Source organism: Imperialibacter sp., assembly GCF_048007035.1.
GTDB lineage: Bacteria > Bacteroidota > Bacteroidia > Cytophagales > Cyclobacteriaceae > Imperialibacter.
In genome coordinates, this window is record NZ_CP180355.1 from 6,353,662 (window position 1) to 6,377,065 (window position 23,404).

Genomic DNA, 23,404 nt, shown 5'->3' on the forward strand with positions numbered 1-23,404 from the left:
AAAATCCTGACTACTGTTTTTCAATGATTGAATAGTTGGAAACCCACAAATGGATAACTATATTTGACAAATAATGTCCAAATTATTTAATCAAGAAAAATAAAGCAATGTCTATTCAGGAGACCTTTGGGGAACACATTAGGAAGTTAAGGGAGCAATTTGGCTTACCTCTTAGGAAGGTAGCTGCAACCTTAGATATTGATCCTTCTACATTGAGTAAGATTGAAAGAGGTGAAAGGTCTGCAAACAAAGAAATGCTACCTCTCCTTGCTGAATTATTCAGTGAAAATGAAGAAACACTTGGACTGATCTTATTAAGTGACAAAGTTGCCAATGATTTAATGCAAGAAGCAAACTCAAATGAAATTCTTAAAGTAGCTGAAGAAAAAATAAAGTACTTAAAGACCAGAAGCCTTCAACAGGGTAAAATTGATTTCGACAAAAAATGACTATAAAAGAATTAGTTGACAAATATGAAAATGATCGGGATAACTGCCTGAAGTCCTCTTATAATGAGACGCAGTTACGCAATGATTTCATTGACCCATTTTTAAAATGCATAGGATGGGATGTAGATAATGAGAAGGCTAAAACTCATTTCTTAAGAGATGTTATACAGGAAGAGTATATTGTAGTTGAGGATGAAACGAGTAAAAAGAATCCCGACTATACACTACGCATTAATGGAACCCGAAAACTGTTTGTAGAAGTTAAAAAACCTTCAGTCAACATCCTAAAATCTTCTAAGGCAGCCTTTCAAACAAGAAGGTATGGTTGGAATGCCAATCTTGGTATCTCTATTCTAACAAACTTTGAAAATCTTGTTATTTATGATTGTCGATTCAAGCCTGACGCATCCGAAAACGAGCAAGTAGCTCGCATAAAAATATTCAATTTCACAGAGTACATTGATGCAATTGAGGAGATCAGTCAGATGGTTTCATTTGAGTCAGCTAATTCTGGACAATTGGATGATCTATTTTCAGTTTATGAAAGAAAGGGTAACACTTTTGACGACTATTTTTTAAGTCAGATTGAAAAATGGAGAACACAGCTTGCTAATTCAGCACTGAACAAAAATGAAGGTTTGGACGGTGAGGATATTAATTTCCTTATTCAGCGTCTGATCAATCGAATAATTTTCCTTAGAATATGCGAGGATAGGACGATCGAGAAATTTGAAACACTTAAAAATATTCAAGACTATTCCGCTCTCAAACAATTGTTTCAACAGTCTGATAAAAGGTTTAATTCAGGTCTTTTTGACTTTATTGAAGATACACTCTCCTTAAATATAACCATTGATTCAGATGTGCTTATTGAAATTTTCAATGAGCTCTATTATCCACTGAGTCCTTATGATTTTACGGTGGTAGATCCGACTATTTTAAGTCAAATATATGAACGCTTTTTAGGAAGCAGAATCATTCTAGAGGAAGGTCAACAGTTGTCCATACTGGAAGAGCCAGAAGTGTCTGCATCAAACGGAGTAGTTCCTACTCCAAAATTGATAGTTGAACAAATAGTTAAAGATACCTTAATGCCTTTGACAAATGGAAAATCTTTTCAGGAGCTTCAAAATCTTAGAATTGCCGATATATGTTGTGGTTCAGGCACTTTCCTCATTTCTGCTTTTGACTTATTTTTAGAAAGATCACTTCAACAGCTAATTGAGGAAGAGGTTAATAACAATGATCTAATAAACCAGATAGATGACACCTCTTTTACGCTTACTTTAAAAGCTAAAAGAAATATCTTGGAACAGAATCTCTTTGGTGTTGACATCAATCCATATGCTGCTGAAGTAACTGAGTTTAGTTTGCTATTGAAGCTATTAGAGGGTGAAAATGAGGCTACTGTCAATAACTTCATCAACCAACATTCTGAAAAAATTCTTCCAAATTTAAAGGGCAATATCAAGTGTGGAAATTCCTTGGTGGATTCAGCATTCTTTGAATTTGAACCAGATGCCCTCGAAAACGATCAGTTATTATATAATGTCAAACCCTTTGATTGGAATAATGAATTTCCATTTTTAAAGGAGACCAATGGCTTTGATGCAATAATTGGTAATCCTCCTTATGTACGTATTCAGAATCTCGTAAAATATGCACCTGAGGAAATTAAGTATTATCAGTCAGAGCTTTCTGGGTTCAGTGTAGCCAAAAAGGAAACAATCGACAAGTATTATGTTTTTATTCAGCGAGCAGTTGCCCTACTAAATAATAACGGTTTTCTAGGATACATTGTGCCTCACAAATTTTTCCTTATTAAAGGGGGAAAAGCTCTACGTGAATTTATTGTATCAAATTGTCAAATAGGCAAAATCACACATTTTGGAGTAACTCAGGTATTTCCAGATCGATCAACCTATACTGCTATCCTAATACTTCAAAGGGAAAAGAAAGATACTTTTCAATTCAAACGGGTAAAAAGGATTACTCCGGAGGTTTTATCAGATCAAACGAATTTTCTTGAGTACAATTCTGAAAGCTACGGTTCTGAGCCTTGGATATTTCTATCACCTGGTACTAAAACCGTATTCGATAAAATGCACAATGGACAAACAGCACCTCTTAAAAGTCTAGCTGAAATATGTGTTGGTTTACAAACGAGTGCTGATAAGGTTTATATTTTCGAGCCTGTTCAAGAAACGCCTACTACTTTCATCTTTACTAAGAAGGGGAAACAGTATGAGATAGAAAAAGAGATTTGCCTTCCAGCAATATATGACCTGTCATTTGGCGTATTTGATACGATTAAATCAAATTCACAAATAATCTTCCCTTACCGAATTCATGATGGTAAAGCCGAGGTTTACAGTGAAGAATTCTTTAGTGAAAAATATCCTAATGCATGGGAGTACTTAAATGAATTTAAAGAAAGCCTTGAGAAAAGAAGTTTACAAGGAAATACTCCTAAATGGTATCAATTTGGTCGATCACAAAGCTTGACAAGATTCCAAGATACTCAAAAGCTTATATGGTCAGTTTTATCTACATCAGCACCCTATGTTCTCGATAGTGATAATTTGCAATTTACCGGAGGTGGCAATGGTCCATACTATGCGTTAATCAATACATCAGACTATTCAATTTATTATCTCTTAGGGATTTTATCTCACCCCTTATTTGAGATTATGGTTAAATCTGGCGCCAGTGAATTCAGGGGTGCATATTATTCACATGGTAAGCAATTCATTGAAAACTTACCCGTCAGGCTGATCAATTCAGATGCTGATAAAAAGCTATACAATCAAGTCATAAAAACTGTGAAAGCACTCATTGAAACTAAGGATGCTTATAAAAATGGAAGCTATGGTACAAGAAGAACCATACTTGAGAGAAAAATGGAAACACTCCAACAAATGTTAGTACAAACCATAAATAGGTTGTATGACATAAGTGATGATGAATTTAGCCAGGTAGCTACAGATGAAATGTTTACTACTGAATTAACAATTGAAGAATAATGGGACAAGTATTAGAAAACCTGAGTAAACAAAAATTAAGAGGTGGGTACTATACACCCCAACCCATTACTGAATTCTTATGTAATTGGTGTATTCAACAAAACACTAAAAATGTACTTGAACCCAGTTGCGGAGATGGTAATTTCATTGAAGCAGCTATTCTCAGATTTAAAGAATTAGGAGTTGTTGGAGAGGACTTAAAAGGTAGAATAAAAGGGATTGAACTTATTGAAGAAGAATCCATCAAAGCAAAGTCAAGGGCAGCAAATCTGGGTCTGAATTCAAATACAATCGAAAACAATGATTTCTTTCATTATTTAAGCAGTAATGGTGAAGTAAAATTTGATGCTGTATTAGGTAATCCTCCTTTCATTAGATACCAGAACTTTCCTGAAGAACACAGGAAACTGGCGATTGAGATGATGCAGAATTTGGGACTCAATCCAAATAAGTTAACTAATATATGGGTTCCTTTTTTGGTTATATCGGCTTCTCTACTGAACGCAAACGGAAGAATGGCCATGGTAATACCAGCGGAACTTTTTCAGGTCAAGTATGCGGCTGAAACAAGGGTATTTCTCTCAAAATTCTTTGAAAGAATCACGATAGTAACTTTTAAAAAATTGGTTTTTGCCAACATTCAACAAGAAGTAGTTCTATTGTTATGTGAAAAAAAGGTAAACCATGGCAAAGGGATTAGGGTAATCGAATGCGAGAACCTTGAAGATCTAAAGTCTATCAACTTTAAATCAATAAATGGCTCCAATGTAAAGGCAATAGATCATAGCACTGAAAAATGGACAAAGTATTTTTTAGAGGAAAACGAAATTGCCCTTTTGAAGAAATTAAGAAAGGATAAGAGGGTAATTTCATGCAGCGATATAATGGAGGTGGATGTTGGATTGGTGACTGGTAGAAACGAGTTCTTTATGCTCAAAGAAGACCAGGTTAAACAATGGAAGCTAAAACCATATACTATCCCTGTTGCCAGTAAATCCAATCAATTGAAAGGCATTACTTTTTCTGAAACTGATTTTTCTGAAAACTCCAAAGCTCAAAATTCAATTCATTTATTCATACCCCCCAATGAGGATTTTGAAAAATTGCCCAAAGTTTGTCAGAAGTATATAGAATATGGTGAGCAGCAAGGTTTTAACACCGGATATAAAACAAGAATTAGAAAGCGTTGGTACATCACCCCTTCATTATGGGTGCCAGATGCTTTTGCATTAAGACAGGTTGGTGACTATCCGAAACTCGTTTTAAACGAAACAGGAGCTTCATCCACTGATACAATTCATAGAGTTCGCTTTAAGGACGGAGTTGATAGAAACTTGGTAGCAATTTCATTCTTCAATTCACTCTCCTTTGCTTTCTCAGAAATCACAGGTAGAAGTTATGGAGGTGGAGTAATGACCTTTGAGCCTACTGAAATTGAAGAAATACAAATGCCTCGATTAGCTGACTTACCAATAGATTTCGATCATATAGACGCACTCATTCGCAAACGAAAAGTTGAAGAAGTACTCGATATTGTAGATGAAGCTTTATTAGTCAATCATCATGGTTTTAAAAAAGAAGAAGTAGCAGTTATGAGGGGTATTTGGAAAAAACTTTCTCAGCGAAGGATTAACAGGAAGAAGTAATGGCAATATGAATATGGAAAGACTAGTACAAGGAGGCAAGACATATAGCTACTATGAGTATGGCAAAGAGCAGGAATTTGAACAAGTGATAGTTCAGGAGGCGAGTCATATTTTCGGTAGTACGAGTATTTACATTGACATTAAAAAGAGAATTGGAGACAGTATTATCACCATCCCAGATGGCTACCTGATAGACTTTTCATTTGAGGCAGAACCACGGCTTTATATCATAGAAAATGAGCTTTCAAGTCACGATCCATATAAGCATATAGGTTCACAGCTACTTAAATTTGCTATTTCTTATAAGGCCAGTGGCAGAAAGATAAAGGCATTTCTATTGGATCACTTAATAACTGATACAGATAGTCTGTCGCAGATTGAAACTGGATTGGTGAAAGCTGGATATAGAAACATTGATGACTTTCTGGAAAGCATCATTTTTGAAAAGCCTGTTGCGGCAATTGTAGTAATCGATCAAAGCACACCAGAACTTGAGAATGTGTTGAGTCAACTGACAATGGATACGGATATTATCGAGTTCCAAACCTTCAAGAATCAAGAAGAGGTCATTCACAAATTCACCCCTTTTAATGCAGAAATAAGGGAATTGTCAGAATCGCCAAAAACCAACCTCAAACCAGAGGAATTAAATACTGTGGTTGTGGCAGCTCGTGAAGAAGGATTTGAACAGGAATTTCTGAATAATAATTGTTGGTATGCTATCCGTATCAATGCTTCCATGCTGGACAAGATCAAATACATAGCAGCTTATCAGGTAGCACCAATTTCTGCCATAACGCATTATGCGGAAGTAGCCTCTATAGAGAAATGGCAAGACACCAATAAATACATTCTGCATTTTAAGAATAAGGCTCAGCAAATCCAACCAATTCCTTTGGATAAAGATAAAAAGGGACTTGCTCCGCAAGCCCCCAGATATACAGCAATTGAGAAAATATTGAAAGCAAAAAAACTATCCCAAGTATTTTAATCTTATGTAATGTCCAACCATACCTTCAACATACTCACATTCAATCATCCTCAGGAAGAACAAACCTTTTACTTCACTGACCAGGAACAAGACAACCTCATAAGGATGTACAAATCGCTTGTACCTGATGAGGTTATTGAACAGTATGGAGAGCAAGACCATTATTACACCTCATTTACAGTTGAGCAGGAAGGTTACTTAGCAGTATCAAAACCGACAAGTCCACAGTTTGAAACCAAGACAGATGAGCAAGGTGAAGAACGTTCATATACAATTCGTAATTCTACCTTTTCCACTTCAGTATTAAAGCGATATTACAATTCGCTCATTCATAGTCATTTCAAAGGGAAAGGTTTTTTAGTAAAGCCCAATTTTATAAGTGATACAGAAGTTTGGCTTCCAAGTACCAAACAAGACACTACAGGCCAGTACAAGGTATTCGACCGCTTCTCACTCAAAGTACAGTTTAAGACAGTTTCTGATAGCTTGGAATTGTTGGTGACATTTGAAGGTAAATCCAAAATCTTCAAAGTCCCTGTCTCCACCCTACTAGAGGATGTATCACCTACAGATATTAATTGGGTAGTGTATGAGAAGGGTCTTTACCGTTTTGATGAGTTGCCTGATAGTGGCAAAAGAGAATATGACAAGGTGTATCCCGTTTGGAATTTCGAAATCAGAGATGCACTAATGCAAGGAACGGAAGCCCCGGACAAAACCAACAAGTACAAAAAGTTTAGAGAAGGAATCGACAAGTTCTATGCTCAATATCTAAATACAGAGGAGTTCAAATCCATTATTCCTATTACTTCAAATGGATTCATTCCAGTTAACAAAATCAATATAGGCTCTGTAAACAATTCAAGCAACCGCCTTTTATTCGGTGAACAAAAGTCTGGCATTGTGCCAATGGATGGAATGAAAGAGCATGGCCCCTTTGATTTCAGCTCTACTTCTAAAATCCATTTCTTTTTCATCTTCCATAAGGACGATCAACATATCGCCCAGAAGATGGACGGTTATTTCAAAGGATCAGAATTTGGCTTCAAAGGATTGACCAAGTTTATTCATACACCTTACCATACTGAAAAAGGATTCAGTATCAGGTTTGAAGATAGGGACAATCCATGGCCAGAAATCTATGAAGCGGTTACTAACAAACATTTTGAATCCGATATTCAGTACATCGCCATTTATATCAGTCCATTCTCCAAGAACACACCAGACAAATCAAGAAGGAAGATATACTACAAGCTCAAAGAGTTGCTTTTAAAGGAAGGTGTGTCCTCACAGGTAATTGATGGAGAAAAAGTAATGACTAATGAAAAGTACTATTACAGCTTACCGAATATTGCAATTGCCATTTTAGCCAAATTGAATGGCATACCTTGGAAACTGGATACAAAGCTCAAGAACGAATTGATTGTAGGGATTGGAGCATTCAGAAATTCAGAGGTGGATATACAATATATCGGGAGTGCTTTTAGCTTCGCTAACAATGGGAAATTCAACCGTTTTGAATGCTTCCAGAAAAACCAAACAAAGGAGTTGGCAGGTTCTATTATAAGGGCTGTAAAGGAGTATGCAAATGTAAACACAGGCATCAAACGGCTTGTTATCCACTTCTACAAGAGCATGAGGCAAGATGAACTACAACCGATAGAAGACGGCCTCAAAGACCTTGGATTAGATATACCAGTATTTATAGTTTCCATCAACAAAACAGAGTCCTCAGACATTGTTGCATTTGACAACAGTTGGTCAGACCTTATGCCAATGAGTGGTACTTTTATAAAGATTGGATACAACAAGTTTCTACTGTTCAACAATACACGGTACAACCCGAAATTCTACAGCTTCCATGACGGCTTTCCGTTCCCGATCAAGCTGAAAATCTTTTGTACAGAAAAAGAATTGGTAGAAGAATACAAGACGGTAAAAGAATTGATTGATCAGGTATATCAGTTCAGCAGAATGTATTGGAAATCAGTAAGGCAACAGAACTTACCTGTTACCATCAAATACCCTGAAATGGTAGCAGAAATGCTCCCTCATTTTGATGGCAATGAAATACCTGAATTTGGAAAAGACAATCTTTGGTTTTTGTGATTTTAAGCAAATCTTAAGAATCTCTTAAAGGCTGCTTAATGATTGAATAAAGAAATTTGTAAAATGAGAATATTGATAGTAGAAGACGAACAGGGCATATCTGCTTTCCTTAAACAAGGGTTGGAGGAAGAATCTTTTGCTGTTGATGTAGCAGACGATGGTAAAAAAGGATTGCAACTCGCCTTGTCAGGAGAGTATGATTTGTTGCTATTAGATTGGATGCTACCCGGTCTTAGTGGTATCGAAATTTGTAGACAGTTTCGCAAAGAATATCCATCAACACCCATCATCTTTCTGACAGCTAAAGACACGCTTGATGAGACGGTATTTGGTTTACAGTCAGGTGCTAATGATTATATTAAAAAACCTTTCCATTTTGAAGAGTTATTAGAGCGTGTTAAGGTTCAGCTACGACCGAAATCTGGCGAACATTCAATTTTTGTATTAGGAGGGATTACTTTGAATACAGAAACATATCAAGTTCATAAGGGAAATCTGGAAATAAGTTTAACTCAAAAGGAATTTGCTTTGCTAGAGTATCTTCTACGTAATAAGGGAAAAGTTTGTAAAAGATCAAGAATCATTGAAAGTGTTTGGGATATTCACTTCGATTATAATACTGGCGTAATAGATGTATACATCAACGCATTACGTAAAAAACTCATGTTGTCAGAGGAAGAAAACTATATTCAAACCGTTCGTGGTGTTGGTTACATCGCAAAAGAATTATGAGTCTCAGTTTCAAAAATAGGATAGCTCTTAATTACATGGTTGCCACAGCACTTATTATGACTGTGGCATTCTGTTCTATTTTCTTTGTAGTACAAGAAACTGTTCTTAGAAATTTGGATAATGATTTGAGTTATGAAGCAGAAAAGCATACAAATGAAATAGTAATTATTAGAGACAGCCTTCGCTTTAAAAATAAAGCTGAATGGGAAGAAAAAGAGCATCGGGAAATTCAAGTCAACCCTGTGTTTATTCAGTTGATTGATAAGCAAGGTAGGCTTATGGACAAATCTCCGAATCTAAAACAAGACTACCTCTCCTTTAAAGAATCAAAATTTGGAGGACATTTTGATTCAAAGCTTAATGATCGTGGGATTAGACAAGTACAACTTCCAATAGAAAAAGATGGCAGAATAAAGGGCTACATTCTAGCAGCAATGTCTTCAGAATCGGCAAAATCTATCATTCTTAAATTAAGAAACGTTTTAGTCATTTCCTTTTTGATCATATTGGCAGGTTTGTATTACGTTTCACGCCTATTGGCTGGCAGAAGTATAAAACCTGTCCAGTTGGTATCCAATACAATTACACAGATAACAAAATACAACCTGAAAGAAAGGGTTGAGTTACCGCAACACAAAGATGAACTCTATGAGTTATCATCAAACTTCAATTCTCTAATTGCACGGATCGAAAATGCTCTCGAACGTGAAAAACAATTTACCTCAGATGCTTCACATGAGCTGAGAACACCTTTGGCAGCTCTTCAGGGAACATTGGAAGTGTTAATTAGAAAGCCTAGAACACCACTCGAATATGAGCAAAAAATAAAATACAGTTTGTCTGAAATCGCAAGAATGACAAATATCCTGGAACAACTGCTCTTACTCGCTAGGTTTGATGAGAGTGTAAAGAAAAACGATGAAGATTGGGTAGCACTGCCAACTATCATTAATGAATCATTAATGTATTTTAAAAACATCATAGAAGAGAAAGCACTGAAAGTAGATTTTCAATTTGATCATGGGATGAAATTTTTAGTACCATCCTACTTTACCGGTTTGATTATTGAAAACCTACTAAGTAATGCTGCCAAGTATTCAGACAAAGGTGCTTCTCTTAAAATTATGTTAACAGAGACAAATGATCAGGTGACCTGCACAATTGAGGACGAAGGAATAGGAATTAAAGAAGAAGATTTACAGCATATTTATGATAACTTCTTTCGTTCTGAAGCCATGAATCACAAACAAATCTCGGGTAATGGATTAGGGTTAAGTATTGTTAAAAAAGCAGCTAATGCCATTCAAGCTCAAATTAATATCACCAGTGTTTTAGGTAAAGGAACATCTGTTTCTATTTCATTTCAAAAAGCTCAGACATAAGATGGAAGCATCATCAGATAATTATTTAGACAATCATTTCATCCATAGAAGCAACTGGTTAAGGGCCGCAGTATTAGGTGCAAATGACGGTATCTTATCAACCGCTAGTTTAGCAATTGGCGTAGCTGCAGCAAGCGATCTTCGTGAGCCAGTCATATTGGCTACCCTGGCAGGGTTAGTGGCGGGAGCACTATCAATGGCAGCTGGAGAATACGTATCAGTAAGCTCTCAAACCGATGTAGAAAAAGCAGACATAGAAAGAGAAAAGCAGGAGTTGAAGGAAATGCCTCAAATAGAACTACAACGTTTAGCAGAAATTTATGAGCAAAGAGGGTTAAAAAAAGAGACAGCCTTACTTGTTGCCACTGAGCTAACTGCAAAAGATGCTTTGGCGGCACACGTTAGGGATGAGTTAGGTATTAATGAAGTGAGTCAGGCAAAACCACTTCAAGCGGCTTGGGCATCTGGTGCTGCTTTCAGTGCCGGAGGTATTCTTCCACTATTAGTAGCTCTATTTCTGCCATTAACGCACATGGAATATTACCTCTATGGATTTGCTATAGTTTTCTTAATTATCCTAGGCGTACTAGCTGCTAAAACTGGCGGATCAAGTATCAGTAAAGCTATAATAAGAATAACTTTTTGGGGTACGGTGGCTATGGGTTTAACTGCATTAGTAGGTCATCTTTTTGGTGTTAGTCTCGGATAGATCTTAATCTTAAGCCAATCTTAAGAAAGGCTTGAGAAAAGCTTTAGAGAACCCCTTCTATTTTTGGTGTGTAATTAAAACGATACACATCAATGTTAGAAAAAATCATTCAGTATAGCATCCATCACAAATTGATTGTATTGCTGTTTTCAGCAGGGATCATTGGGTTTGGGTTTTACTCTCTTTCAGAAATCCCCATTGGTGCAGTACCTGATGTTACTAACAATCAGGTTCAAATTATTACTACTTCGAGAAACCTCTCTACAGAAGACGTTGAAAAATTTCTGACCTATCCTGTTGAGTTGGAAATGGCCAATCTACCAGATGTTAAAGAGATTAGGTCTGTTTCTAAGTTTGGGCTTTCTGTGGTTACAGTTGTTTTTAATGATAACATTGGAACCTATCTTCCAAGGCAATTGATTGCCGAAAAAATAAAGGCCGCAGAAGAAAAAATCCCTTCTGGTTTTGGAAAGCCATTCATGGGTCCAATCACCACAGGACTGGGTGAAATTTATCAATATGTCATTGAGGTTGATTCTGCCCATCGTAACGACTATTCCTTGTCAGACATTAGAACGATTCAGGACTGGGTGGTTAAAAGACAACTTTCTGGTATCCCAGGCGTGGTAGAAGTAAATACGTGGGGTGGTTATTTAAAACAATATGAGGTTGCAGTTAATCCAGAGAAATTAAGAAGCCTTAATATTTCACTTACGCAAACATTCTCAGCCCTAGAAAAAAATAACAGCGTAGCTGGCGGTGGATATATCGAAAAAACCAATCAAGCTTATTTTATTAGAGGGGAAGGTTTAGTCAGTTCTTTAGAAGATGTTGAAAACATTGTCATAGAAAATAGAAATGGCATTCCCATATTCATCAAAGATGTAGCAACTGTAGGGTTTGGCCATGCTACACGCTTTGGAGCTATTACTGGTAATGGAGAGGGTGAAAAAGTGCTTGGGCAGGTGATGATGCTCAAAGGAGCAAATTCTAAAGCGGTAATTGATGCCGTGAAAGAACGAGTGTCTCAAATCTCTCCTTCACTACCTCCAGGAATTAGTATCAACCCTTTTTTAGAACGTAGTGAACTCATTGGAAAAACGACATTCACTATTGCAGAAAACTTAATATTAGGATGTTTGATCGTCATTTTCGTTGTGGTACTGCTGCTCGGAAATATCCGCTCAGGGTTAGTAGTTGCCTCTGTCATTCCAATGTGTCTGCTGTTTGCTCTTTCGCTTATGTATATTTTCGGAGTAGATGCCAACTTAATGAGTTTGGGAGCCATCGACTTTGGAATAATCATAGACGGAGCGGTCATAATTGTTGAATTTATTGCATTTAAGATCACAGCTGAACGGTCTAAAATCATAGCACTTCCAAAGGCTGAAAGACAGAATTTTATAGACAACATTACACACCTGGGAGCCAGTAAAATGATGCATTCAGCTGTGTTTGGTCAACTCATCATCATCATTGTATTTATTCCTATCCTTTCATTGGTTGGTGTAGAAGGTAAGATGTTTAGACCTATGGCTATGGTATTTTGTTTTGCACTGATTGGGGCGATGATCCTTTGTTTTACCTATGTTCCTGTCATGGCTTCACTATTCATTAAGCCCTCAGACCCAAACAAAAGAACAATCTCTAAACGCCTTATCACATTTTTAGAAGACAAATACCGACCAACTATTGCTTGGGCACTGAGAAGAAAAAAAATAGTGCTGAGTTTGGCTGTTTCACTATTGATAGCTGTTGGTTTTCTATTTACTCGAATGGGTGGTGAGTTTGTCCCTACATTAGACGAAGGAGATTTTGTGATTCAGCCTGTGCTAAAAACAGGAACTTCTTTAAGCAACACGGTCATTGCCACCACAAGAATTGAAAGCATCCTCAAACGATTTCCAGAAGTAGAACAAGTGGTCAGTAGGATTGGTGCTGCTGAAGTACCCACAGACCCAATGTCCATGGAAGAAAGTGATGTCATCATTAAGCTAAGACCTAAAGGTGAATGGGTATCCGCTACCAGCAAAGATGAACTGGCAGACAAATTCAAGGAAGCCTTAACAGAAATACCAGGAGTAGATTTTGAATTTACACAACCTATTGAGATGCGATTTAATGAATTAATCACAGGTGTGCGTGCGGATCTGGCTATTAAGATTTTCGGAGAAGACTTAGATATACTTTACAAAAAGGCTTTGGAAGTTGAGAAAGCTATTCAAGGTATAGAAGGTGCTGCTGACATCATAGTGGAAAAAGTAGCGGGGCTTCCTCAAATGTCAGTAAAGTATGACAGACAAAAGATTGCCAAATATGGCCTCAATGTAGAAGACTTGAATAACCTGATTACCATGGGGTTTGCTGGTAAAGTAGCAGGAACAGTATTTGAAGGTGAAAAACAGTTTGATTTGGTGGTAAGATTTGATGCATCACATCATGTGGACATTCAGGATATTGAAACAGCAACTGTTCAGCTTCCTAATGGCAATCAACTCCCTTTGAGTGAATTTGCAACCATCACTTACACGAAAGGTCCTGCCAAAATATCAAGAGACAATACGAAAAGAAGAATAGTTGTAGGTGTAAATGTGAGAGGCAGAGATTTAGAATCAGTAGTACAAGAGGTTCAAATGGCCATTGAGCAAAAAATCAAGTTGCCGACTGGTTACACCGTTGAATATGGTGGCCAGTTTGAAAACCTGAGAACTGCCAAAGAGCGATTAATGATAGCTGTACCTATCGCTCTGATTCTCATTTTTGTGCTTTTATATTTTGCTTTTGACTCAGTGAAAGAAGCATTGATTATTTATAGTGCCATACCCATGTCTGCCGTAGGTGGAGTGATTCTTTTGTACATCAGGGATTTACCTTTTAGTATCTCAGCAGGTGTTGGTTTTATTGCCCTATTTGGAATAGCAGTACTCAATGGAATCGTATTGATTGAAGAGTTTAAAGAGTTAAAGTCTCATGGTATAACTGATATTAATAGACGCATACTTGTTGGCACAAAGAATCGTTTGCGACCTGTATTATTAACTGCTGCGGCAGCAGCGTTGGGTTTTTTACCTATGGCCATCTCTACCTCTGCGGGAGCAGAAGTACAAAGACCTCTAGCAACGGTAGTGGTAGGTGGCCTCATATCTGCAACCGCTCTTACTTTGGTTGTATTACCTGTACTCTATGCACTTTTTGATAGAAAAGGACATCTGCCAAAACTAAAAATACCGAAAGCAGCAATTATGCTCTTGCTTATGTTGACTATTCCAATGTTAGGTCAAAGTCAAGACAATACAATCACGCTTGAAGGGGCTATTCAAATAGCCATTGAAAACAATGCTGGGTTAAAAGCATCGAATCAGAGGATTGAGCAGAGTAAACAATTAGAAAAAAGTGCGGTAGATATTAACAAAACAGACTTTTATTTCAATAAAGATCAGAACAACATTGCACCAAATAACCTACCACTCAATGTTTTGGGCATTAGTCAGTCTATTCAATTCCCTACCGTTTATAGTGCACAGCGAAAAGTGGCACAAAGCAAAACTCAATTGATAACTGACCAATATCTTTTAGATAAAAGGAGCATTACTAAAGAAGTATCGATAGCCTATTTTGAAATAGTGTATTGGCAACAAATGCTTAAAAATTATATCTATCTGGATAGTCTGTACGCATCATTCGAACACGCAGCAAATAGAAGGTTTGAACAGGGAGAATCTAACTATTTGGAGAAGTTAACCGCTGAAACTAAAAGAAAAGAGGTTTCCTTAATGCTTAATCAAGTGAAAGAGAGTATCAATAAATCATATATCACACTAAACCAATGGCTACAATCTGATGCCTCCTTAAAAGTTGTGAATGATTCCATGATCAGAATTGAGCTAGTTCCAATTGATACTTTGAATCATCCAGCTTTAAGCTATTATGCAGATGCTTTGAGATTATCCAGTCAAGAAGTCTCTTTGGAAAAAAACAAGATGTTACCTGATTTAAGTGTATCTGTTTTTCAAGGCACAAACAATGGTACGGGTACTCAATCTTATTCAGGTTTTCAGGTAGGCATAGCGGTACCATTATGGTTCGGTAATCAGAAATCCAAAATATCTGCGGCAAAAACAGGAGTAAGCATATTGGAACTTGAAAGCAAAAATTATAAAACCCAGTTGGTTGCAAAGTATGAGGCTTTACACGCTGACCTCAGACGGTTATCAGAAGGAATAAATTACTATGAATCTACAGGTAAACAAGTAGCAACAGAAACCTTATTTCACGCCATAAAGGCATACCAGAGCGGTGAGATTAACTTCCTACAATACACCCAGCTATTGGACAATTCAAAAAGCATAGAAATTAACTACCTGACCACTCTCTTTCAATACAATATGACAGTGCTGGAAGCAAATTATTTAATGAACTGAAAATGAAAAATATTAATATAATACCAATGAAAAAACAAGCTCTAGGCTTATTGATTGCAGCTGCAATTGTTTCTTTGACTTCATGTTCTTCAAAGACAGATCAATCAAGTACAGATACAGCACCTATTGAATCGGTTAATGAGAATAGTTACCACTTGAGCAAAATCCAGTTCTCATCATCAGACATGAAATTTGGAAAGCTTGAAACCAAATCATTCCATGATATTGTCAAAGCAAATGGTATGTTTGATGTGCCTCCAGAAAACCGAGCTACTATAAGCACCTATTTTGGAGGTACTGTGCAAGGTATCCAGTTGCTCACAGGACAGCGAGTAAAAAAAGGTCAGGTACTATTTACTTTAGAAAACCCTGATTACATCCAGATGCAGCAGGACTATTTAGAGGCAAAAAGTCAACTTACTTATTTAAAATCAGATTTTGAAAGACAGAAAAATTTGGTTCAAGATAACGTAACCTCACAAAAAAATTATCTAAAAGCAGAAGCAGACTATACAGTCACAAGCGTAAAAGTGGAATCTTTAGGTAAGAAGTTGGTATTGATGGGCATCAATCCTCACAGTCTTTCTAAAGAAAATATCCGTTCGACTATTAATGTCACTTCTCCAATTAATGGTTTTGTTACACAGGTTAATATAGCTAGAGGAGCATTTTTAGCCCCTTCTCAAACAGCTGTTACCATAGTGGATACGGATCATTTGCATTTAGAATTAAACATATTCGAGAAAGACCTTCCTAAGGTTAAAATTGGACAGACTATACAATTCAAATTACAAGAGGGTACCATTAAAGAATACAAAGCCACTGTTCACTTGGTAAACAAAACGGTAGATCCTGAGAATAGAACGGTGGGTATTCATGGGCATCTAATTGATGAAAAACTCGCAGATAGATTTAATCCTGGAATGTATGTGGAAGCAGATATTTTGACAACATCTGAATCAAGAAGTGCTTTACCGCAAGATGCATTGGTTGAAATAGAGGGTAAATATTTTGTATTGGTTCTGAGCAATTCAACTACCGAGGGTTACACTCTTATAAAAAAAGAAGTAAAAATTGGCTCTTCTAACAATGGATATTTAGAAATACTTAACAGCCAACAATTTAAAGACAATTCGGAAATTTTAACTAAAGGAGCTTTTAACTTAATAACAGAGTAATTATGAATAACGCACATTTTCATTTAGTAGTGAATCATCTACCAATAGTAGGTATTTTAATTGGTACATTAATCCTAATGACTGGTATAGTATTGAAGAAAACTGAGGTTAAACTTACTGCACTCGGTGTATTCGTCTTTAGTGCCATTACTTCTATTATTGCCTTTTACACAGGCGAAGGAGCAGAAGAGGTGCTAGAAAACATTGCTGGAATCAGTGAAACACTCATACATACACATGAAGAGTATGCCGAGTCGTTTTTTACCATCACAATCATTTTGGGAGTACTATCGTTAGTTGGTTTTGTAGCAGAATTAAAGAAGTTTAAATACACCAAATATTTAGCGATTCTGATTCTTCTACTAGCCATAGCAGATGGCGTTGTAGCCAAATATGTAGGTACAAGTGGTGGCGAAATTAGACACTCTGAAATACGGAGTAATGCCAAAATGATTCCTTTAGAAAGGGATAATGATGATTAATTTACCAGACGAGAGTGATACAAGCGGACTCTAACCTTCCTACACCCATGTGCTTCCAGTAGGTTCATTGCATTCGTTCGTACCTCACTCTTTTCATTCACCCACTTCCTGCACCGCACAGCAAGAGTAGCCCGTTATTCCATTCCGCAAAGCTGCATTCCATACCGTGCCACACTTGCTTTTCCCAACACACACCCCAACGCAGGTAAAGCGGTGTTCGTCAATCGTTCCGTTTTGTTCCGCAAAAACATATCTGCAAGGGTAAAATACACTCCCTACGGTCGCCCTTGCATATAGCGTTCACTTACCAGTTGGTTTGTGCTCCAGTAGGTGCTCACCACCTGCCATTCACTTGTTTTGCTACATACACTTCTCTCCATCCTCACTTGCAGCTACTTCATCCCCCCAAACCCCAATAAGGTGTTCGCTGTACTCACTTCAATATTAAATTGGGGGTCTGTCGCTGCATGTGTTTTTGCTCGCCTGCGGGTCGCTGCGGGCTGATCGGGCTGTCATGCTTTTTGCATTTGATCCAGTGCCTACAGTCGCTTCATTTCAGTCTCTCGTTCCTCTTTCCCTGCATTCAGCCACTTTCAGCACCCCACACAAGAGTAGCTCATTCATTACACTCCACATTTCATCACTACAATTCGATTGCTATTGATGCTTATCCTGAAAACCCACATTTGGTTGAAAATGGAAAATACCAAATGTTACACCTCCACTTCAATATCACTATCCTTTAAAATACCGTTCTTCAATATTCCGCTTCATTCAATCGCTACACTTGCCTTTCCCGACCCCAAAGCAAAAAATCACGCCAGCCCTGCCGTAAACGGTAGCTGTCTGCCGCCCTCATTCTTCGGGCTTTTGCAGCCACCACCCTTGCTCCACTCGCAGGCGGCTCGCATAAATGGCTACGCCTTAGTTTACCTGCGTTCACACACGATACCCGACCACATTCCAACTTCGATAACAGATTGATTATTGATTGATTTAAAGTCCTTTTAAATGTCAGTTAAAAACCCAGACCAATAAAAATAAAGGGAGCAGCAAAGTTAGGTGGGTTCGCACAAGCCCAACGCACAAGCGGTTTGTCAAGGTCAAGCCCTACGGGTTTTGATAAAAATCTCCACCCTCTGGGTAGTATTTTTCCCAAAAACCTTGTCAACCCTCCACCACCCACCTTTATCAAAGCTTTCTCTTTTCTTTTTTTCCCTTTTTTCTTTTCTCTTTTGAAAATGTCTGTGCGGAGCGTAGCGAGCATAATTCTAATGGCTTGCTATATGAAATCGTTTCGCTTGAAAACACACAGACCAGAAACCACCTACACCAAACCCCATTTCTATATCCTGAATAAAGGATTGAATAGTGGGAAACCGCTAAATGCATCTTGCCCGAATTGCTTTGTTTGTTTGACTGAAAATGAAGGAGACAGAGAGTTCATGTATTGGCTTTGCTTCGGATTGTGGCGTTCCAAATCCTTCCAGTTCTTTCTTCGTGGATCTGTAATTCCTTTCATATCTATTCACGAGCTGAGAAAGCACCTAACAGAGTCAGAAGCGAAAGCAAGCACTAAAGCCCAGGCATTTGAAAAGGCAATCAACGCACTCAGACTTTTAGAAATCCATGAAGAAAAAATCAAGGTCTCATTAAAGATGGTAGATACAGCAAGAAGGTCGATTTTCTGCCAGCTACTTCGTGACACAGGTGCAGGATAAATACCTGCCCTGCCAACTTGTAACTGCTTGACAAGCAAAAAGAAGCGTTCTAATGCAACAGCACCCAAACCAACAACCTTGCATACTTCTTGGAGTATTTTAGATGCGATAGGATAAAGCCGTGTTTAGTCCGTGCCAAGTCCAAGCATTTGTTTAACCCCGTAAAAATTAAAAAGCAATGGGAAAAATTTCACAAGGTGTATTAGGCGGCTTCTCCGGCAAGGTCGGAAATGTCGTAGGTGGAACTTGGAAGGGCATTGACTACATGAGAATCAAGCCTGCCAACGTAACCAACCCGAGAACAGAAGGTCAGGTTGACCAACGTTCCAAATTCTCAACAGTTCTAAGGTTCTTGCAACCAATGACAGACTTCCTTAGAGTTGGTTTTAAGCAGTATGCCAATAAAATGACCCAATTCAATGCGGCCATGTCATACAACCTGAATAATGCCATTACAGGAGCTTACCCCAACTTCATGGTTGACTATGCAAGTGCATTGGTTTCAAGAGGCAACCTGACGGGTGTTGCGAATGGAGCAGCTTCTTCTCCAAGTGCTGGAAACGTAGAAGTTACCTGGACAGACAATTCAGGAAGTGGTAGTGCATTAGCAACAGATAAAGCTCTGATTGCTCTTTTGAATACCACAAGAGGTGAGGCAGTTTTCACAACTGCGGGACCAGCGAGATCAGTTGGTACAGCAACCATTCCAGTGCCTTCTGAGTACTCAGGAGAAGACGTTGAAGTCTTCTTAGGGTTTGTATCAGAAGACGGAACTAAAGTTGCTAACAGCTCTTATTTAGGCTCTGTAACAGTTGCGTAAAGCAATTGGTGTTTTCGATAAAAACCGCTTCCTTTGTGAGGCGGTTTTTTTATGTCCGCTCCGCTCCATTTTTCCTTTCTTTATTCCTTATTTAGCTGTTTAGCGATAGTTTTTGTTGCTTATTTGTATCTATAAGCACGTAACTAACTGATAATCAACCTACATTATATTTTGTATCGGAAAGTAAATAACGATCACCAGCAATGAAAAAGTGTGCGGCTGTGAATCGGATTGCGATATAAATTACATTTTATGTAACTTTGCATTTACAATTGAAGTAATGAGGATTGTAACGTTCCGAAGGATCGGGGAATACACCGAAAAGGTGCCGGAGGCCAAAACAGCCCTGGAAGAGTGGTATCACAAAACCAGCAAAGCCAGTTGGGAGAATTTCCGGGAGATGAGACAGACCTTTAATAGTGTGGACCATGCCGGAAGCAACCGGTATGTTTTCAACATCAAAGGAAATAAATTCCGGCTGATTGCTATAGTGATTTTTGCTTCAAAAAAATTGTATATCCGGCTTATCGGTTCACATTCTGAATATGACGACATTCAGGACTATTCAAGTATCTGAAGAATACGGATATGATCAAAGAAAAGGAATATAAAAAGTACCTGGCACGGATCGAAGAGCTTCTAAAGGTTGTGGGCAATGATACCTCTCCGGAAGACCCAACATTTGTCGAACTTGATGAAATATCTGACCTCGTTGCTGAGTACGAGGAAGCTCACCTGCCGGTAGCTACGCCTGGGCTGATCGATGTGATCCGGTTACGCATGTCTGAGATGGGCCTAAGCCAAAAGGAGCTTGCTGAACTCCTTGGAACATCCGCCAGCCGGATCAGTGAATACTTAAAAGGCAAGCGTGACATTACCCTGGACATGGCTAAGACTATACATAAAAAGCTGAACATCGATGCTGACATTATTCTCCAGTAAAGAAAGACTGCCGGCAAACGACCTAGTGCCAGGATCGGCCATGCACCCTTGAGAGCTTTTAAAAGATGAGCTGGAAGCCAGGGAAATGAAGCAGATTGAGTTGGCAAAGGCGCTTGGTATTGCCAAGAATATAATGTCAGAGCTGATTGGAGGAAAGCGAAACATCACTCCGGAGTTGGCTGTGCGCCTGGAAGATGCCCTTGGCATCAAAGCAGAATTCTGGATGAAATACCAGGTTGCCTATGAGACCTATAAGATCCGGATCAAGAACAAAAAGGCTGTGGAGAAGGCCGGTATGCCAGTAAAGACTAAAGTGAAAATGGCTTCAACTTGAAGATCGAAAACTAAAACTTCACTACATTTGTAATATGTTATAATATACTAGACATGAACATCTCCGTATACTTGCCTGACAATCTTAAAAGTCGTTTCGATTCCTATGTCAAAAACAAAGGGTTGACCACAAATGCTGCTATTCGAAAAGCCGTCGAGTTGTTGCTGAACCAGGAAAAGAAAAGTAAATGGGGAGATTGGATCAACCATATAGAGCCGGATACTGAATTTCCTTCAGTGGATGACCTGAGAAAAGATCTCATCCCGCCGAAAGAAACTATCTTTTAAATGGCTTTCTTATTAGATACTTGCGTAGTTATCGATTTGGTAAGGGGTAATCAGGATATTATCCGCAAACTCAAGTCAAAGTCCCCAGCCACCGTTTTCATCTCGACCATAACGGAATTTGAATTACGCTTTGGGCTTGTTCAAAACCCACGTCTGAAGTCAAGAAGCAAGGAAGTTGTGCAAGCATTTCTATCAGAGGCAAATATCCTACCCTTCAGATCTGACGAATCACAAATTGCAGCCAAACTCAGATACGAATTAAAGCTTAAAGGAACCCCCATTGGAGCATACGACGTCTTGATAGCTGCCACTGCCTTGACCAACGATTTCATTTTCGTGACCTCAAATGAGAAAGAATTTAATCGTATTGAAGCGCTTAAAATTGAAAACTGGAGGTGAAATAGCATTCGAGAATGTGCACTTTTAAAATTTGCATTTGGCTGTTGAAGAGGCACCGACCTTTCTTCGTCTGCCATAAATCATTCGAAGGACAAGAACCGGCAAAGCCACCGTTTTCCCACACCCACCGCCCATCCTCTCTCCTATTCCGAAATCATAACTACTGCCCTATCTTAGACAATTATTATCCAGAAGATCATGCATAGAAGAAAATTCATCCAGGCTTCAGCCATGGCGGCAGCAGTTGCAGCCAGCCCTTCATTCCCGTTATTTTCGGCTACTAAAGCGCAGAGAAAGTTCAAGCTAGCCCTCAACCCGGGCATTATCGGGGTGAAGGCCAACTTTGCGCAAACCTTGGATTACGCCATCCAGTATGGTTATGAGGCCATTAGCCCGTTTACACAGGAAGTGATGAAAGACTACTCGTCGGCTCAGCTGAACGAAATCATGGCGAAGATGAAAGCGAACAAAATCAGCTACGACTCGACCAATATACCTGTGGAGTTTCGCCGGGATGAAGCCAAGTTCAAAGAAGACGTGAAGGAACTGCCAAAGTTCTGCGAGGCCATGCAAAAACAAGGCGCCACACGGATCAACACCTGGATTATCTCCTCCCATCCCACGCTTACGTACAATGAAAATATGCGCCAGCATGCCAGTCGGCTAGGTGAATGCGCCAAAATAATGAATGACTATGGCATCAGGCTTGGTCTTGAGTACCTGGGCATGCGAACACTTGTGGCCGGGAATCGCTATACATTTATCAGCTCCATGAAGGAAGGAAAAGAACTCATTGCTGCCATAGGAACTGGAAATGTTGGGTTTGTGCTGGATAGCTTCCACTGGTATTGCGCTAACGACACCCTGGAGGACATCAAAACCCTCACACCGGCTGATATCATCACTGCCGACATCAACGATGCCCGATCAGGCTTCAAACGAGAGGAGCAGCAGGACGGAAAGCGGGAGCTCCCACTTGCTACTGGCGTGATCAACATGAAAGACTTTCTGCAGGGTTTGATCGACATCGGCTATGATGGACCTGTAAGAACAGAACCGTTCAACCAGGCCCTTAACGAGCTTGAGAATGACGAGGCGCTGACAACCAATATGACCGCAATGAAAAAAGCCCTGGCTTTGGTGGGGATGTAGCATGCCTCAAAGAGTGAAGAATGACTAAACTTTTTTTTGAGAATAAAAGCAAATCGGCGCCAATAGCGAGAAATTTCTGCCCTAAACATAATGTCCTACGAAGAGAACGATAACGACCCGAGACAGCTGCCTATCTTCAAAAAAGGACAAGAAATACTCGAAACGGTCAGACTTATCGGAAATCTGATTCCTGAGGACAACGAGGTGTTGCAGGACATCAAGGGCCATATGCTGTCGGATGCTGCTTTGCTCACAGTAAAAGTAGCTGGGGCGGAAGCAGGCGACCTTTACGACATCAGAATGGAAGCAGCGGCCATTATCCGAAAAGCAGCCAGAGACTTGATGGTGCAAAACCACAGTCTCGACATGTATGGGTTCAAAGAAGTGCGGTATTACCAACTGGTGCGGGACCTGATTGAAGAATACCGGCTGCTTTTCATCGATTGGGTTGCCGGGTTTGACACCAGCAATTATATCATCGACCAATGGGGCTTGTTCAATCCTCCCGGGAAGGGGCCTTTTGACGAAGATGATGATTAATCGCTACTGCTGGTTCTTTCATTCTTATATCCTCAAAAAAAGACGCTCCAAACCAATAGCCATCACCATGGCGTAATCCCGAATAAT

19 protein-coding genes and 1 pseudogene are annotated in these 23,404 nt (G+C 38.9%); all 20 read left to right on the forward strand.

Going from position 1 to position 23,404, the window contains the following annotated elements; translation table 11 throughout:
• Nucleotides 1–107 precede the first annotated feature (107 nt).
• Nucleotides 108–449: a helix-turn-helix domain-containing protein gene (locus ACMVP2_RS26930; protein WP_416865910.1), complete on the forward strand. Its 342-nt coding sequence runs from the start codon at nt 108–110 to the stop codon at nt 447–449.
• Entirely contained in the window at nt 446–3,472 is a 3,027-nt protein-coding gene (locus ACMVP2_RS26935; protein WP_416865911.1) for an Eco57I restriction-modification methylase domain-containing protein, read from the forward strand. Before ACMVP2_RS26930 ends, ACMVP2_RS26935 begins: the two co-directional genes overlap by 4 nt.
• Entirely contained in the window at nt 3,472–5,118 is a 1,647-nt protein-coding gene (locus tag ACMVP2_RS26940; protein ID WP_416865912.1) for an N-6 DNA methylase, read from the forward strand. The genes ACMVP2_RS26935 and ACMVP2_RS26940 overlap by 1 nt, the downstream gene beginning before the upstream one ends.
• A gap of 13 nt (nt 5,119–5,131) precedes the next feature.
• The gene (locus ACMVP2_RS26945) at nt 5,132–6,109 is read left to right on the forward strand and encodes a hypothetical protein (protein WP_416865913.1); all 978 of its coding nucleotides are present in this window, start codon (nt 5,132–5,134) and stop codon (nt 6,107–6,109) included.
• 9 nt (nt 6,110–6,118) lie between these two features.
• A complete protein-coding gene (locus ACMVP2_RS26950) occupies nt 6,119–8,218 on the forward strand; it encodes a Piwi domain-containing protein (protein ID WP_416865914.1) in 2,100 nt (699 codons plus the stop codon).
• 63 nt (nt 8,219–8,281) lie between these two features.
• Nucleotides 8,282–8,950: a response regulator transcription factor gene (locus tag ACMVP2_RS26955; protein WP_416865915.1), complete on the forward strand. Its 669-nt coding sequence runs from the start codon at nt 8,282–8,284 to the stop codon at nt 8,948–8,950.
• 35 nt (nt 8,951–8,985) lie between these two features.
• The gene (locus tag ACMVP2_RS26960; RefSeq protein WP_416865916.1) at nt 8,986–10,332 is read left to right on the forward strand and encodes a sensor histidine kinase; all 1,347 of its coding nucleotides are present in this window, start codon (nt 8,986–8,988) and stop codon (nt 10,330–10,332) included.
• A 1-nt stretch (nt 10,333) separates the two neighbouring features.
• Nucleotides 10,334–11,041, forward strand: a complete 708-nt coding sequence (locus ACMVP2_RS26965) for a VIT1/CCC1 transporter family protein (RefSeq protein ID WP_416865917.1) — start codon at nt 10,334–10,336, stop codon at nt 11,039–11,041.
• A gap of 92 nt (nt 11,042–11,133) precedes the next feature.
• Nucleotides 11,134–15,462, forward strand: coding sequence for a CusA/CzcA family heavy metal efflux RND transporter (locus ACMVP2_RS26970; RefSeq protein ID WP_416865918.1), 4,329 nt, complete (start codon nt 11,134–11,136; stop codon nt 15,460–15,462).
• Nucleotides 15,463–15,464: 2 nt separating this feature from the next.
• Nucleotides 15,465–16,640 carry an efflux RND transporter periplasmic adaptor subunit gene (locus ACMVP2_RS26975; protein ID WP_339789392.1) on the forward strand — a complete coding sequence of 392 codons (1,176 nt, stop codon included), beginning with the start codon at nt 15,465–15,467 and terminating at the stop codon, nt 16,638–16,640.
• A gap of 2 nt (nt 16,641–16,642) precedes the next feature.
• A complete protein-coding gene (locus ACMVP2_RS26980; protein ID WP_339789389.1) occupies nt 16,643–17,122 on the forward strand; it encodes a hypothetical protein in 480 nt (159 codons plus the stop codon).
• Nucleotides 17,123–18,408: 1,286 nt separating this feature from the next.
• Nucleotides 18,409–18,843, forward strand: coding sequence for a DUF6943 family protein (locus ACMVP2_RS26985; RefSeq protein ID WP_416865919.1), 435 nt, complete (start codon nt 18,409–18,411; stop codon nt 18,841–18,843).
• Between the two features lie 178 nt (nt 18,844–19,021).
• Entirely contained in the window at nt 19,022–19,663 is a 642-nt protein-coding gene (locus ACMVP2_RS26990) for a DUF6266 family protein (RefSeq protein WP_416865920.1), read from the forward strand.
• Between the two features lie 280 nt (nt 19,664–19,943).
• Nucleotides 19,944–20,240, forward strand: a complete 297-nt coding sequence (locus tag ACMVP2_RS26995) for a type II toxin-antitoxin system HigB family toxin (RefSeq protein ID WP_416865921.1) — start codon at nt 19,944–19,946, stop codon at nt 20,238–20,240.
• 11 nt (nt 20,241–20,251) lie between these two features.
• Entirely contained in the window at nt 20,252–20,605 is a 354-nt protein-coding gene (locus ACMVP2_RS27000) for a helix-turn-helix domain-containing protein (protein ID WP_151996841.1), read from the forward strand.
• A gap of 67 nt (nt 20,606–20,672) precedes the next feature.
• A pseudogene (locus ACMVP2_RS27005) lies at nt 20,673–20,939 on the forward strand (HigA family addiction module antitoxin); the annotation flags it as partial.
• A gap of 53 nt (nt 20,940–20,992) precedes the next feature.
• Entirely contained in the window at nt 20,993–21,226 is a 234-nt protein-coding gene (locus tag ACMVP2_RS27010; RefSeq protein ID WP_317491986.1) for a ribbon-helix-helix domain-containing protein, read from the forward strand.
• Nucleotides 21,227–21,625 carry a PIN domain-containing protein gene (locus ACMVP2_RS27015; RefSeq protein WP_317491987.1) on the forward strand — a complete coding sequence of 133 codons (399 nt, stop codon included), beginning with the start codon at nt 21,227–21,229 and terminating at the stop codon, nt 21,623–21,625.
• Between the two features lie 198 nt (nt 21,626–21,823).
• Nucleotides 21,824–22,777 (forward strand): sugar phosphate isomerase/epimerase family protein, encoded by a 954-nt coding sequence (locus ACMVP2_RS27020; RefSeq protein WP_416865922.1) that lies wholly within the window; start codon nt 21,824–21,826, stop codon nt 22,775–22,777.
• Between the two features lie 90 nt (nt 22,778–22,867).
• On the forward strand, nt 22,868–23,317 hold the full coding sequence (locus tag ACMVP2_RS27025; protein WP_339789371.1) for a hypothetical protein: 450 nt from the start codon (nt 22,868–22,870) through the stop codon (nt 23,315–23,317).
• Nucleotides 23,318–23,404 lie beyond the last annotated feature (87 nt).